We start from the raw sequence: 16,160 nt of genomic DNA, 5'->3' as shown, positions 1-16,160 counted from the left end.
ATTTTTATGATTTTCCTTCCATATTTTTTTCTTTAATCAAATTTAAATTAGTCATATCAGAAAAATCAATATTCCTATCTGATTCGCTTATTATTATACCATTTTTATTTAATAAATGATAGGTCAATATATATTCTAGACTAATTTTCAAATAATCTTCTTTATAAGGAGGATCTAGGTATATGTAATCAAAAGTTTTATTATTTTCTTTTAAAATTTCCAAAACTTTTCTAAAATCCCCTCTTATAGTTAGAGCATTTTGACTTTGAATTTTTTCTATATTTTCCTTGAGTATTTTATAATTTGAATTATTTAATTCTCCAAAAACAACTTCTTTTGCACCATGAGATAAAAATTCTATTCCCATTTGCCCTGTGCATGAAAATAAATCTAAGGCTGTAAAGTCTTTTTTGTAAGGATAAAGCATAGCCATAACTGCTTCTTTTACCTTGTTATCTGTAGGTCTTGAATTGTTAGCTTTTGGAGATTTTATATTAAATCCTTTATACTTTCCAGCTACTACTCTCATTAATTTAACACAATCCTTTTGTCTATATTAAAATATTTTTCTAAATAAGAAAAATTAACTCCTTCGAAATTTTTATCTTTAAGATATGTAAATATTTTAAAGCAAAGATTTATTTCATCTTCTTTTAAATTGAAATAATTTACATCATCAAGATTTTTTCCATGTTGAATTGTTGATAGAATCTTGCCAGCACCTCTTAGTTTCAAATCTTTTTTTGCAATTTCAAAACCGTCGTTTGAATTTTTTATTATATTTAGCTTACTTCTCTCATCAACTTTTTCGCTAATCAAATAGCAAAATGATTTATAAGATCCCCTACCTATTCTTCCTCTAAGTTGGTGTAGTGATGATAAACCAAAATTATTGGCATTATAAATTATCATACAATTTGCATTAGATACATCAATTCCAACTTCTATAACTGTAGTAGATATTAAAATATCAATTTTACCATCAGAAAAATCTCTAAGAATTTCTTCTTTTTCACTTGCCTTTAACTTTCCGTGAAGTTTTACAATTCTAATATTTTTAAATCTTTTTTTATAGCGTTTATATAAATTCTCTAAAGAATTTTCATCATCACTATCTATAGAATCACTTACAACATAAACTTGCCTACCACTTTTTATAAAATCATCTATTTTAGAAAACAGACTATTTTCCATTGACAAAAGAACAAGTTCAGTTATAATTTCTCCTCTTCCTTTTGGAAGTTCAGTAATTTGAGATAAATCTAATAATTTTTTCATCTTCAAAAAAAGTGTCCTTGGAATAGGAGTTGCTGTCATTGTTAGGTAATTTGCATCATTACCTTTTTCGTATAAGGCTTGTCTTTGCCTAACTCCAAACCTATGCTGTTCATCCGCAACAATTAATTTCAAATTTTTAAATTCCACATCATCTACAATAAGTGCATGCGTCCCAATAACAATGTCTATTTCGCCATTTTTGATTTTATTCTTAAGGTCTTCCTTATTTTTTGTTGATGATGTAAGTAAAGAAATTTTTAAGCCAAAGCTTTCAACAAATTCTTTATTTTTTTCATATTGTTGAATAGCTAAAACTTCAGTAGGAACCATCATACAAGTTTGGTATGAATTTATCGAAAAAATAATCATCACTATTAAAGCAATAATAGTCTTACCACTTCCAACATCCCCACACAAAAGCCTATTCATAATTGATTTACTTGTAGAATCTTTTAAAATTTCAATCAAAGACTTATATTGACTTGGTGTCAATTTAAAATCAAGCTTATTTAAAATATCATTTAGATTATATTTTAAATTTAAATCTTGGTAGGAATTTTCTTTTTGCATTACATATATAAAAATCAATTCCTTTAATAAATCTATAATCTTAATTTGACTTTTAGCACTTTTTAAATTTTCAAGGCTAGTTGGGAAATGAATTTCCTTCAAATTTGAAAGTTTATCCGAAAAATCAAAGTCATTAAGAACTTTTTTATCTAATAAAACTTCATTTTCATCAAAAAATTCCAAGGCTTGACCTATAAAATCAGATAAATTTTTATTAGTCAAAGATTTTGTAAGCGGATATATAGGTACAATATTTCCAATTCTATCGTCATCTATATCTGTAAATTCTGGATTATGGCATTCAATTTCATAACCATTTTTTACGATTTTTGTATAAAATTTATATGTTTGTCCGATTTTTAAGGATCTTGGCAAAAATTTGTCGTTAAAAAATACTATTTTTACTCTTTTATCATTTTCACTCGCATAAAGATAAGAGATAGAAAATTTTTTACTATAATTTGTATAAAGCTTTGATTCTATTTTCCATTCAAAATAATGTTTATTTCCATCAAGACCATGGGATAAGTCGTATTTTTTTGACCTATCCTCATATTCCCTAGGATAATAATTATATAAATCTTCTAGCTTATAAATTGATAATTTTTCTAAATATTCTTTTTTCTTTTTGCCTAAACCTTTTAGGTCCAAAAGATCCATCTATACTACTCCAAGGTAATAGTGTAATAATATAAAGGTTGTCCACCATAAATCAATTCTACATCGCAATCTTTGAATTTTTTTTGAGCAAATTTTTGGAGTTTTCTGGCTTCCTTATCTTCTATATCTTCTCCATAATATATAGTTATAAGAGATGTGTCATCATCGACCGCCTTCTCCAAGGTTTCTCTAGCAGTTTTTTCTATTGTTTTTTTGCTTGTAACAATATTATTGTCAACTATTCCAATGTATTCATCTTTTCTAATTTCTACATTGTTCACATTTGTATCTCTAACTGCTATAGTAACTTCCAAAACTCTTACATCTTCAATCGCATCGTTGAAATTTTCCATATTTTCATCTAGTGATTCATCTTCATCAAATGATAGTAGGGCAGAAAAAGATTCTGGAATTGACCTAGTTTCAACTACTCTACAAGTTTTATCAGACAATTGACAAGCTTGTTTAGCACTCATAATTATATTTTTATTATTAGGGAAGATAATAATATTTTCGCTATCTACTTTTTCAATTGCCTTAAAAATATCTTCAGTTGAAGGGTTCATAGTTTGCCCACCAGCAATAATCCTATCAACATTTAAACTTTCAAACACTTTATCATAGCCTTCTCCCCTTGAAACAGCTATGAATCCATATTTTTTAGATGGTTTTTTGTTTACTTTTATATCATTCAATACATCTGGATTAGTATTTTCAACATTCATCGTCAAAACTTGTCCATATTTTGAAACCACTTCTAAAAGTTCCTTTATACCATCGCAATCAAATGAAAGTCTCAAAATTCCATTATCAAAATCTTCTGTCAACGATGTAGAAAGCTCATTTAATTTTTCAAGTAAATCATCTTTTTCATCTTCACTTATGCTTACTGATAGGTCGATATTATAGTCTTTTGATGGCAAATCTTCAATTTCAATTTCTGATAAATCAGTTTCAATATCAATTTCTCCATTTAAGGCTTTTAAAGCGCCTTCAAGCAAAAACATCAATCCTTGTCCACCAGAATCTACAACCTTAGCCTCTTTTAAAACTGGCAATAAATTTGGAGTATCAAGCAAAGCCTTATGACCTGCTGCAATAATTTTATATAAATACTTATCAATATCAATGTTATTTTCAAAAGCGTTATTAGCTTCTTCTGCCATCAATCTTGACACAGTTAAAATTGTTCCCTCAGTAGGTTTCATTACAGCCTTATAAGCAGTTTTATTTGCAACTGTAAAAATATCTCTTATACTTTCTGCATCAATAATATCCTTGCCTTTGATAGCTTTAGACATTCCCCTACAAAGTTGTGATAAAATTACACCAGAATTTCCTCTCGCTCCCATCAAAGTGCCTTGGCTTAAAGCCTTAGCAACATCATAACAAGATGAAGTTTCAGTATCCTTTACTCTTTCTACACCAGATTTCATTGTCATAGTCATATTTGTTCCCGTATCCCCATCTGGAACAGGAAAAACATTTAAGCTATCGACAACATCCCTTTTCTCATTAAGTAGTTCAAAAGCTTTAATAATAATGCTTTTGAACTTATTACTATCGATTTTTTTCATATTTCACCTAACTTCTAATTCCTTGAACTAAAATATTTACACTAGATACACCAACATTAAGAGAATGTTCAACATTATATTTCACATTTTCAATTATATTTTGGCATACAACTGCAATTCTTACACCATAATTTAAAAACAATGATATATCTATAGTCACAGTTCCATCTATATTTCTTAAAACTTTTACACCTCTATTCATATTATCAATACCTAAAAGTTTATAAAATCCATCTTTTGTACTTCTGCTAGCAAGACCTACAACACCATAGGATTCCATAACAGAAGCTGCAGCAATATTTGCAATTACTGTTTCTGAAATACTAACTTTACCGTAATTGTTTTTATACTTAATTGCCATAAACTCCTCCATTTTATTTTTTTATATATAATTTATTATACCATAAATAGTAAATATTTATAATTGTACACTTTTAGCAAAATTAAATTTAAAATTTTCAAAAAGTTTTCAACATAAATTTTTTTGTAAAATTTTAAAAATAAAATCTTCAAAATTAATTTTACGCACAAAAAAAGGATGAGCAAGCTCATCCTTTAAAATTTTTATTTAATTTATCTTATTTTCCAGCTAATCTCTTATATGTTTGATATCTATCTTTTGCAGCTTTTTCTGCTTCTTGATATAATTGGTCAGCTGTTTCAGGGAATGATCTCTTGAGTGAAGAGTATCTAACTTCTCCTTGGATAAATTCTTGGAATGATTCCTTAGGTTCTCTTGAATCTAATTGGAATGGATTCTTTCCTTCATCAGCAAGTCTTGGATCGAATCTCCACAAGTGCCAGTAACCAGCATCAACTGCTTGTTTTTCTCTAAATTGAGATTTACCCATACCGATTCTTATACCGTGGTTGATACATGGTGCATAGCAGATGATTAGAGATGGTCCATCATAGCTTTCAGCTTCTTTCATAGCTTTGATTGTTTGATTTTGGTTTGCGCCCATAGCAACTTGTGCTACGTAAACATAACCGTATGAAGTCATCATTAAACCAAGGTCTTTCTTTCTTACCTTTTTACCAGATGCAGCAAATTGAGCTACTGCTGATAATGGTGTAGCTTTAGATGATTGTCCACCTGTATTTGAGTAAACTTCTGTATCAAATACTAAGATATTGATGTTTTCTCCACTAGCTAGTACGTGGTCTACTCCACCAAATCCAATATCATAGCTCCATCCGTCTCCACCAAATATCCAAACTGATTTTTTAATCATATAGTCTTTTAGTGAATATATTTTGTGTAGTAAATCTTTTTGTTCTTCATCACTTACACTGTTAGCTTTTTCTTCAAGGTTAAGAATTTTAGCTGTTGCTTCTTTTGAAGCTTTAACGTCTTCTTTTCCTTCAATCCATGCTTTGAATGCTTCGCTTAATTCACTATCAGCTTCTAATTCATTGAATTGATTCATATATGTTTCAAGAAGGTGTTTGTTTGAATCAGCTGCAAGTTTCATACCATAACCATATTCTGCTGCATCTTCGAATAATGAATTACCCCAAGCTGGACCTTGTCCGCAAGCATTTGTTGTATATGGTGTAGCTGGTGATGATGCTCCCCAGATTGATGAACAACCTGTAGCATTAGCTATATACATTCTATCTCCAAATAATTGGGTAACAAGTTTTGCGTATGGTGTTTCTCCACATCCTGCACAAGCACCTGAGAACTCAAGTAATGGTTGTTTAAATTGAGAACCTTTAATTGTCATTGGATCCATAACATCTTCTTTGTATCCAACTTCTTCATGAGCATATTCCCAATTATCTTTTTCTTTTTCTAATTCTTCCTCAAAAGGTTTCATTAAAAGAGCCTTCTTTGGAGCTGGACATACATCAGCACAGTTTCCACAACCTGTACAATCAAGTGGTGAAACTTGGATTCTGAAATCATATCCGTCCATTCCCTTACCAATTGCTTTCTTTGTTTCAAATCCTTCTGGTGCATTAGCTTTTTCTTCTTCTGTTAATAAGAATGGTCTAATTACAGCGTGAGGACAAACGTATGAACATTGGTTACATTGGATACAATTATCAATTTGCCATTCTGGCACGTTAAGAGCAATTCCTCTCTTTTCATATTGAGTTGTACCTGGTTCAAAGTCTCCATTTGTTCTATCTTTGAAAACTGAAACTGGAAGATCATCCTCTTTTTGTTCAATCATTGGTTTAACGATGTTTTTGATGAACTCTGGAAGTTCTTTTTCTTCTTTAACTTCATCTTTTGCATCTTTCCATGAATCTGGAACATTAACTTTAACTACTGCATCAATTCCTTGATCTACTGCTTTGTAGTTCATATTTACTATATCATCACCCTTGTGTCCATAAGCTTTTACTATAGAATCTTTAAGGTATTTGATAGCTTCATCTATTGGAATTACATTTGCAAGGTTAAAGAATGCAGATTGCATTATCATATTTGTTCTTGAACCTAATCCAATATTAGCAGCGATGTGAGAAGCATCTATTATATTAAAGTTAATATTGTGTTCAGCAATGTATTTTTTCATTGAAGCTGGTAGATGTTGTTCAAGTTCATCTTCTGACCATGGGCAGTTTAATAAGAATGTACCACCATCTTTAAGTCCAGCTAATAAATCATATTGATTAACGTAAGCTGGTTTTGAACATGAAATAAAGTCAGCTTCATCTAATAGATATGTTGATCTAATTGGATTTTTACCAAATCTCAAGTGTGATACTGTAAGTCCACCAGATTTTTTAGAATCATAGTCAAAGTAACCTTGAGCATACATATCTGTATTATCACCGATGATTTTGATAGCTTGTTTATTAGCTCCAACTGTTCCATCAGATCCGAATCCCCAGAATTTACATCTGCTTGTACCTTCTTGTCTGATTCTTAAATCTGTTCTTTCAAGTGATTTATTTGTAACATCATCTGTAATTGATAATGTGAAATCATCTTTCATTTCGCCAGCTAAATTGTTAAATGCTGCTTCAATGTCTGCAGGGATTGTATCTTTTGAAGATAATCCATATCTACCACCTATAATTTGTGGTTTATCTTCTACATCATAGTAAGCTGATTTAACATCAAGTAATAATGGTTCTCCAACTGAACCTTTTTCTTTTGTTCTATCAAGTACTGCGATTTTCTTTACTGTTTTTGGTATAGCTTTTAATAGATGGTCTTTTGAGAATGGTCTGAATAAGTGAACTTCAACCATACCAACTTTTTTACCATCTTCTACTAATTTATCAATTGCTTCTTCAGCTGCTTGGCAAACAGAACCCATAGCAATGATGATTTCTTCTGCATCATCTGCACCATAATAATTAAATAATCCGTAATTTGTACCGATTAATTCATTGATTTTGTTCATGTAGTTTTCTGTTATGCCTACTATATCAGTATATGCAGGGTTTGAAGCTTCCATTCTTTGGAAGAAAATATTCTTTTCAGCTGTACCGATTGTTTTTGGTCTTTCTGGATTTAAAGACTCATTTTTAAATTTATCTACAGCTTCGTAGTTTACTAATGGAGCTAATGTATCATAGTCCCAAACTTGTATTTTTTGAATTTCGTGACTTGTTCTAAATCCATCAAAGAAATGGCAGAATGGAATTCTTCCTTCAATTGCTGCTAAGTGAGCAACTGGTCCTAAGTCCATTACTTGTTGAACTGATCCTGAACATAGCATAGCAAATCCTGTTTGTCTTGCTGCCATAACGTCAGAATGGTCACCGTAAATTGAAAGTGCGTGAGTTGCTAGTGTTCTTGCTGCAACATGGAATACACCTGGCAATCTTTCTCCAGCAATCTTATACATATTAGGGATCATTAATAATAATCCTTGACTTGCTGTGTATGTAGTAGTAAGTGCTCCTGCTGCAAGTGCTCCATGTACTGCTCCTGCTGCACCAGCTTCTGATTGCATTTCCTTTACTTCAACTGGTCTTCCAAATACGTTTTTTCTACCGTTTGCTGCCCAAACATCTACTGCTTCAGGCATTGGTGATGAAGGTGTTATTGGATAGATTGTTGCTACATCTGTAAACGCATAAGATACGTGAGCAGCTGCAGTATTACCATCCATAGTCTTCATAGCTCTTTTAATTGTCATTTAAGACCTCCTAAAAATTATATGAATCAATTATCGTCAACACTATTTTTAGTATAATAAATATCACATCATTAGTCAAGCAAATATCAAATAATTTCACAAGCTAATTATCATTGTCAGAATTTTTAAATAGATTGTCTGTCATTACTTTTGCTGCGTTATATCCCATAGATTTTTCTCTTTGGTTCATAGCTGCAACCTCAATAATCATTGCTAAATTTCTTCCTGCTCTTACTGGAATTAAAATTTTTGGAATTTGAACATTTAAAATTTCTGTATAATGCTCATCAAGTCCCAACCTATCATATTCATAATCTTCTCTCCAATGTTCAAGCTCTATTACCAAATCTATGTCAGTTGAAACTTTTACAGAGCCTGTCCCATATAGTCTTCTTACATCTACAATTCCAAGCCCTCTTATTTCTGTATAATGCCTTATATTTTCTGGAGCTTGTCCTACAAGTTTATTATCGTAAGCAGCCATTTCTACGACATCATCTGCGACAAGTCTGTGACCACGATTTACTAAATCTAAAGCCGTTTCACTTTTTCCTACTGAGCTTTCTCCTCTAATTAAAACTCCAACACCAAAAACTTCTAGAAGTTCTCCGTGAATTTGAGTTCTATCAGCAAAAATATATTCTAGTTCTTGCGAAATTATTGATGTTAATTTTGTCGTAGGAAGTTTTGACCTTAAAATTGTAATATCATAATAATCAGCAAGGTCTAATATATCTTTTGGCAATCCTGCATTATATGAAAAAAGTATGGCTGGCATTTTGTATGATAATATTCCCCTAAATCTTTCATATTGCATTCTATTGTCAAGACTTGTTAGGTAAGTATATTCTACGCTTCCTATTATTTGTAATCTTTTGTAAGGAAATTCTTCCAAATATCCTGTAAGTTGAAGACCTGGTCTATTAATATCTGGACTTTGCAAAATAATTTCATCATAATCTGTGGATTTGTGAACTATTTCAAGATCTAAATTTTCAACCACGTCTTTTAATTTTACGCTTGTTTGTTTTCCCATTTTATCCTCTTTAATTGTTTAGTTTAAAATATTTAATTATTTCAAGTGCTTGGCTTTCCCCAATCAAATCTACTTCCATAAGCTCTTCTAAGCTTGCTTTTTTTATATTTTTTACGCTTTTAAAATGTTTTAGAAGATTTTCTTTTTTTCTTTTTCCTATGCCATTAATATTATCAAGTTCAGATTTTTTCATAGTTTGAGTCATTAATTTTCTGTGATAATTTATGGCAAATCTGTGGGCTTCTTCTTGGATTTCGTAAATTAATTTATATACTGGATCTCGTTTTTTTATTTGTATTTCTTCATTTTCATATATAATCGCTCTTGTTGTATGCTTGTCATCTTTAACAAGTCCTGCAACTTCTATTGAAAAATTTAAATCTTTCAAAACTTTTTTTGCTGACTTTACTTGACCTTTTCCCCCATCCATTAATATTAAATCTGGGAGTTTTCCAAAACCAGTATAAGTATTATTATTTTTAATTTCTTTTTTTGCTCTTTCAAATCTTCTTGTAAGAACTTCTTCCAAGGAATGATAATCATCTGGCCCTTCTATAGTTTTTATTTTGAATTTTCTATATTCTTTTCTTTCTGCTATCCCATTTTGAAATACAATCATTGATCCAACTGATTGTACCCCCGATGTATTTGAAATATCGTAAGCTTCTATCCTACTTAAAGATTTTAAATTCAAAATTTCTTTTAATCCATTTAAGCCAGAATGTTTTTTTCTTTCTTTTTCCTCAAGCCTTTTTTCGTATTTTTTCATCATATCGCTTGCATTTCTAAAAGCCATATCTACTAATTCTTTTTTCTTACCAAGTTTTGGGCAAGTAATTTTTACCTTAATGCCTTTTTTCTTTTCAATAAATAAATTAAGGGCATCAAGATCTGATGGCAATTTGTGAACTAAAATTTCTTTTGGTATATACATAAGGTTTAAGTAAAATTGCTTCATAAAAGATGAAATTATATCTTCATCTTTTTCTCTGTAATCATCTTTAATAATAAAATGTTCTCTATCAACAATCTTTCCATCTCTCATAAAAAATACCTGCATGGTGACATAAAATATTCCTTTGGACATTGCAATTATATCTATGTCATCACCATTTGTTGTAGTAACTTTTTGTTTTTGAGAAATGGTTGATAAGGCCCTATGGTAATCTCTGTATTTTGCAGCATTTTCAAAATCCAAAATTTCACTTGCCTTATTCATCTTATTTATAACTAAATTTGGTATATAATCAGATTTATTTTCTAAAAAATTTTTGATTTTATTTATATTATCCATATATTCTTTTTCATCTCCCTTACCAACGCATGGAGCTTTACACCTATTTATATAATAATTTAGACAAGGTCTATCTAATTGCTGTCCCTTATCAAAATTTAGATTGCAAGTTCTTATTGGGTAAAGTATATGAAATAATTCTATTACATCATTTACTGCATAAGCATCAGGATAAGGGCCATAGTAATAGCCCTTATCTTTTTTTACATTTCTTACTTTTTGAATTCTAGGAAATTTTTCATTTGTAATTTTTATATATGGATATTGCTTATCATCTCTTAGAACAATATTATATTTTGGTCTGTTTTTCTTTATTAGATTTGATTCTAACACAAGAGCTTCGACTTCATTTTCTACAATTATATATTCAAAATGATTTATATGACTTACCATAGCAAGAACTTTTCTGCCCTTATTTTTGTTGTTGTCAAAATATTGGCTTACACGTTTTTTTAAATTTATAGCCTTGCCAACATAGATTATTTCATCTTGGCTATTTCTCATTATATAAACGCCTGGTAGGTCTGGTAATTCTTTTAGCTTTTCCTTTATTTGATTGTTCATCAAATCTCTTTACATCTTTCTATCAAATATTCTAAATCTGATCCTTCAAGATATGGAGATAAAACTTCTTGGCATTTTTTGTTATATACATTTATCCATTCTATTTCCCACTTATCCATCATATCCATATTTATTGGTCTAGTATCAATTGGCACGTAAGTTAGACATTCGAATTTCATAAATTTACCAAATTCATTTTCCAAATCTTTTTTCACATAAACTTCGCTTTCAATTCTTACTCCGTGTTTATCTGCTATATATAGACCCGGCTCAATTGATGTTGTCATGTTTTCTAATAATTCTACATCATTAAATTGAGAAATATTATTTGGGCCTTCGTGAACTGTTAAGCTAAATCCGACTCCGTGGCCTGTTCCATGGAAATAATCTTTTCCAGCTTTCCACAATGGATATTTAGCAATTGCATCTAATCTTTGTCCTTTGGTTTTTTCTTTAAATCTTGCACTCATCAAGCCTATATGAGATTTTAAAACTAGGGTATAGTCTTCTTTTTCTTCATCAGTCAATTCTCCAAGGGCAATTGTTCTTGTTATATCTGTAGTTCCTTCTTTGTAATGAGCTCCTGAATCTACCAATAAAAGTGATTTTTCTTCGAGAGTTTTTGATGAAAGTGAAGTTGGTTCATAATGGACAATAGCTCCATTTTCTTTGTAGCCTGCAATTGTTTCAAAAGAATCTTCAATATATGATTCATTTTCTTTTCTTAAATCTTGCAATTTTTTGCTAGCTATAAGCTCTGTCAAAGAACCTGTACTTGTTCCAACTTCAACCCAATTAAAGAACTTAATTAAACTTACACCATCAATAATATAAGCTTTTCTTTCATTTTCTAATTCAGTTTCATTTTTAATCGCTTTCATTTGAGTTGAAATATTTACACCGCTAGTAATTCTTACATTTGAATTTATAGAATCAAAAATTGCAACGTTAGTTCTTTCTGGGTCTATATAAATTCTATTTTTCCCCTTAATATTTTTTAATAAAGAATAAATATAATCATAAGAATGAACTTTTACCTTATTTTCTTTTAAATAATCCAAAACTTCATCGTCAAGTTTATCTTGGTCTATGCAAAGATGAATTTCATCCATTGAAACCAACAAATATGACAAAACTACTGGAGTATATCCAATATCATTTCCTCTAATATTTAAAAGGTAACAAATATCTTCTGGAGATCCAATAAAATTATAATCGCAATCTTTTTTCTTTAATTCTTCTCTTAATCTATTTATTTTTGATTCTAAACTTTCGCCAACATATTTTTGATCATAAATCCAAACTTTTTCTTTTGGAAGGCTTGGTCTATCTTCCCAAATTTGAGAAATATAATCTATGTCATAAACCAAAGCACGTGATGCCATATTTTCACTTAAAGATTTATAATCTTTTACTGAATAACAAGTACCATCAAAACCAATTTTTCCAAATTCTCCAACTTCTTCCAACAAAAATTCTTCCATAGTTGGATCTTCATCAAAACCTTGTTTATAAAATTCAAATTCTGAATATTTTAATTCATTTGCAGCTTGCAAAAAATATCTTGAATCTGTCCAAAGTCTTGCCTTATCTTTTGTAACAACGCAAACTCCCGCAGAGCCAGTAAAACCTGAAATAAATTCGCGAGTTTTATAATAATCACTAATATATTCTGATTGATGAGGATCAGATGTATTAATAATATAAGCATCTATTTTTCTGCTAGCCATTAGCTCTCTAAGCTTTTCTAGTTTTTGATCAATATTCATAATTTCTCCTTTTTTTTTATAATCTTATTCATATTATACCATTGTTGCATAATATAAAAATTGATTTTTTTAGGCGCTTTCTATATAATTAATAATGCTAAATAAAGAATAAAAAAGAGAGAGTGATTAAATGAAATTAGGAATAGTTGGCCTACCAAATGTAGGCAAATCAACTTTATTTAATGCAATTACAAAAGCTGGAGCAGAAATTGCAAATTATCCTTTCTGCACAATAGATCCAAACGTAGGACTTGTAAATGTTCCAGATTATAGAGTTGATTATCTTGCAAAAATGCACAATTCAAAAAAAATTGTACCAGCAGCTATAGAATTTTATGATATAGCAGGACTTGTAAAAGGTGCAAGCAAGGGCGAAGGATTAGGAAATAAATTTTTATCAAATATAAGAGAAACTGATGCAATAGTAGAAGTTTTGCGTTGTTTTAATGATCCAAATGTAACCCACGTAGATGGTAACATTGACCCATTAAGAGATATTGAAACAATAAATTTTGAGCTTATACTTTCAGACCTTGAGCTTGTTGAAAAAGTTTTGGTAAAAAGAGAAAAAGTCGCAAAATCTGATAAATCAGCAAGAAGCGAAGTTGAATTATTAAAAAGAATAAAAGAAGTTTTGGAAGAGGGAAAATCTGCCAGAGTTTTAAATTTACACGATGAAGAAAAAGCTCTTCTTAAAACCTACCAACTTCTTTCAACAAAACCAATAATTTATGTTTGCAATGTCGATGAAAGTGATGTTGCAAATAACGGAGATGATAATGAATTTGTTCAAAAAGTTAGGGAATTTGCCAAAGAAGAAAACGCTCAAGTTTCTGTTGTAAGTGCAAAAATTGAACAAGAAATATCAGAGCTTGAAAGCGAAGAAGAAAAGAAAGAATTTTTGGAAATGATTGGTTTAAGTGAATCAGGTTGCGATCAAGTTATAAAAGATTCTTACAAAACTTTAAATTTAATCTCATTTTTGACAACAGGAGAAGATGAAACAAGAGCTTGGACAATTACAAATGGAACAAAAGCTGTAGATGCTGCTGGGAAAATCCACACAGATATACAAAGAGGTTTTATAAAAGCAGAAATCGTAAGTTTTGATACTCTAAAAGAATATGGTAATATGGCAAAAGTAAAAGAACATGGTCAACTTCGTATGGAAGGAAAAGATTATGTTATGAAAGATGGAGATATTACCAATTTTAAATTCAATGTTTAGGTGAAATATGAAAAAACAAGCTAAACTTATTGTTCATACAGGTTCTATGTTTTCTGGAAAAACAACTTCCCTATGGCGTGAGCTTTATAGGATGAAAGTTGCAGGATACAAAACAATTGCATTCAAACCATCAGTTGATTCAAGACATGAAGATGAAAAAATAATAAGCCATGATAATTTGGAGCTTGATGCGATTAAAATAGAATCCATAAAAGAAATTTTGGATTATGCAAAAAATAATGAAATTGATGCTATAGGAATTGATGAAGTTCAATTTTTCCCAGACAAGCCATCAAAAATTGTAGATTATTTTGTAGAACTTATGCAAAATCATATTACAATTGTTGTGTCAGGACTTGATATGGATTATAAAACAAAACCATTTGAAGTTGTAAAAGAGCTGATGCCAATAGCTGACGAATTAATAAAACACCACGCAATTTGTGCATCATGCGGAGAAGATGCTTGGGTTTCTTTTAGAAAATCTTACAATGAAGAAAGAATAGAAATCGGAGCTCAAGATTCATACGAACCTTTGTGTAGGTCATGCTACAATAGAAAAATGAAAGATAGAGAAAAAAATAAAAATCAAATATCATTAGATGAAATTTAAACTGCTCTTTATTGGGTAGTTTTTATTTTTAAAAAATTTTATATTTACAAACGAAAAAAGGCTGCTATTTATAGCAACCTTATTTTTGTTTATAAAATTATTATCTTTCAACTACTAGAGCTGTTCCCATTCCTCCACCTATACAAAGTGTAGCAAGACCTTTTTTAGAATCTCTTTTTTCCATTTCGTATAAAAGTGTTGTAAGAATTCTTGCTCCTGATCCTCCGATTGGGTGACCTATTGCAATTGCTCCACCGTTTACATTTGTTTTTTCTGGGTCAAATCCCATTTCATTTCTTACAGCGTATGATTGAGCTGCGAAAGCTTCGTTTGATTCAACTAAGTCAAGATCTTCAACTTTCCATCCTACTTTTTCAAGAGCTTTTTTACTTGAAGGGATTGGACCTGTTCCCATAACTTTTGGATCAACACCTGCTGATGCATAACTTACGATTGTAGCAAGTGGTTTAACGCCTAATTCTTTAGCTTTTTCTTCGCTCATAACTACAAGACAAGCTGCTCCATCATTAATTCCTGATGCGTTAGCTGCTGTAACTGTACCATCTTTTATAAATGCTGGTCTTAATTTAGAAATTCCTTCTTGTGTTACACCGTCTCTGATATATTCATCATCTTCAACAACTGTAACATTTCCTTTTCTATCTTTAATTTCTACTGGAGCGATTTCATCTTTAAATCTTCCTTCAGCACGAGCCTTGCTTGCTCTTTGTTGACTTACTGCTGCAAGATCGTCTTGCATTTCTCTTGTGATTCCATATTTTTCAGCTACATTTTCAGCTGTAACTCCCATGTGATAATCATTGTAAACGTCCCAAAGACCATCAGTAATCATTTCGTCAACAAATTTTTTATTTCCCATTCTAGCTCCCCATCTAGATTCATTAGATAAGAATGGGGCGTTTGACATACTTTCAGCACCACCTGCTAAAACAACGTCAACATCTCCTGCTAAAATCATTTGAGCTGCAAGTGAAACAGTTCTAAGTCCTGATCCACAAACTTTATTAATTGTCATTGCAGGTGTTGTTATTGGGATTCCTGCTCCTAATGAAATTTGTCTTGCAACGTTTTGTCCAAGTCCTGCTTGTAAAACGCATCCTAAAACAGTTTCTTCAACATCTTCTGGTTTAATTCCAGCTCTTTCGATAGCTGCTTTAGCTGCAACAACACCCAAATCAACTGCGCTTTGTGATTTTAAAGCTCCACCAAAACTTCCTACTGGAGTTCTAGCTGCACTTGCAATTACTACTTTTCTTGTCATAATTTCCCCTTTCGATTTTATATCTGATAAATTGTTATCTTAACTTACAATACGATTATAACATGTAGTTAAAAATTTATCAAACATTTTCTAATAATTTTTATTTGGATTTTGAAATCCTTTTTCTAATATTTTTACTTACAATAAAAATATACAGGATAAAAAAATAATTGCAAAAAA

11 protein-coding genes are annotated in these 16,160 nt (G+C 30.5%); 2 read left to right on the top strand and 9 right to left on the bottom strand.

The annotated features are described in order from the left end of the window. Nucleotides 1-4: 4 nt before the first annotated feature. The 8 genes from rsmD to HGAG_RS01325 all read right to left on the bottom strand — a co-directional run bounded on the left by rsmD (nt 5) and on the right by HGAG_RS01325 (nt 12,857). On the bottom strand, nt 5-529 hold the full coding sequence (rsmD, locus tag HGAG_RS10370) for a 16S rRNA (guanine(966)-N(2))-methyltransferase RsmD (protein WP_244263792.1): 525 nt from the start codon (nt 527-529) through the stop codon (nt 5-7). After that, nucleotides 529-2,508, bottom strand: coding sequence for an ATP-dependent DNA helicase RecG (locus tag HGAG_RS01355; protein WP_019117589.1), 1,980 nt, complete (start codon nt 2,506-2,508; stop codon nt 529-531). The genes rsmD and HGAG_RS01355 overlap by 1 nt, the downstream gene beginning before the upstream one ends. A gap of 5 nt (nt 2,509-2,513) precedes the next feature. Then, nucleotides 2,514-4,085, bottom strand: a complete 1,572-nt coding sequence (locus HGAG_RS01350; protein WP_019117588.1) for a DAK2 domain-containing protein — start codon at nt 4,083-4,085, stop codon at nt 2,514-2,516. A gap of 7 nt (nt 4,086-4,092) precedes the next feature. Next, on the bottom strand, nt 4,093-4,446 hold the full coding sequence (locus tag HGAG_RS01345; RefSeq protein ID WP_019117587.1) for an Asp23/Gls24 family envelope stress response protein: 354 nt from the start codon (nt 4,444-4,446) through the stop codon (nt 4,093-4,095). Nucleotides 4,447-4,663: 217 nt separating this feature from the next. Continuing rightward, nucleotides 4,664-8,194, bottom strand: coding sequence for a pyruvate:ferredoxin (flavodoxin) oxidoreductase (nifJ, locus tag HGAG_RS01340; protein ID WP_019117586.1), 3,531 nt, complete (start codon nt 8,192-8,194; stop codon nt 4,664-4,666). Nucleotides 8,195-8,297: 103 nt separating this feature from the next. Then, nucleotides 8,298-9,230: an HPr(Ser) kinase/phosphatase gene (gene hprK / locus HGAG_RS01335; protein ID WP_019117585.1), complete on the bottom strand. Its 933-nt coding sequence runs from the start codon at nt 9,228-9,230 to the stop codon at nt 8,298-8,300. Nucleotides 9,231-9,240: 10 nt separating this feature from the next. After that, nucleotides 9,241-11,088: an excinuclease ABC subunit UvrC gene (gene uvrC, locus HGAG_RS01330; RefSeq protein ID WP_019117584.1), complete on the bottom strand. Its 1,848-nt coding sequence runs from the start codon at nt 11,086-11,088 to the stop codon at nt 9,241-9,243. Next, a complete protein-coding gene (locus tag HGAG_RS01325) occupies nt 11,088-12,857 on the bottom strand; it encodes an aminopeptidase P family protein (protein ID WP_019117583.1) in 1,770 nt (589 codons plus the stop codon). The genes uvrC and HGAG_RS01325 overlap by 1 nt, the downstream gene beginning before the upstream one ends. A gap of 130 nt (nt 12,858-12,987) precedes the next feature. On the opposite strand from HGAG_RS01325, the gene ychF reads away from it, so the two are divergent. Beyond that, nucleotides 12,988-14,085, top strand: a complete 1,098-nt coding sequence (ychF, locus tag HGAG_RS01320; RefSeq protein ID WP_019117582.1) for a redox-regulated ATPase YchF — start codon at nt 12,988-12,990, stop codon at nt 14,083-14,085. Between the two features lie 7 nt (nt 14,086-14,092). Beyond that, nucleotides 14,093-14,698 carry a thymidine kinase gene (locus tag HGAG_RS01315; RefSeq protein WP_004838932.1) on the top strand — a complete coding sequence of 202 codons (606 nt, stop codon included), beginning with the start codon at nt 14,093-14,095 and terminating at the stop codon, nt 14,696-14,698. Nucleotides 14,699-14,798: 100 nt separating this feature from the next. On the opposite strand, the gene HGAG_RS01305 is transcribed toward HGAG_RS01315, so the two are convergent. Beyond that, nucleotides 14,799-15,980, bottom strand: coding sequence for an acetyl-CoA C-acetyltransferase (locus HGAG_RS01305; protein ID WP_019117580.1), 1,182 nt, complete (start codon nt 15,978-15,980; stop codon nt 14,799-14,801). Nucleotides 15,981-16,160 lie beyond the last annotated feature (180 nt).

The sequence above is a fragment of the Anaerococcus obesiensis ph10 genome, from assembly GCF_000311745.1.
Classification (GTDB): domain Bacteria; phylum Bacillota; class Clostridia; order Tissierellales; family Peptoniphilaceae; genus Anaerococcus; species Anaerococcus vaginalis.
This window is presented reverse-complemented; position numbering and strand designations above follow the sequence as displayed.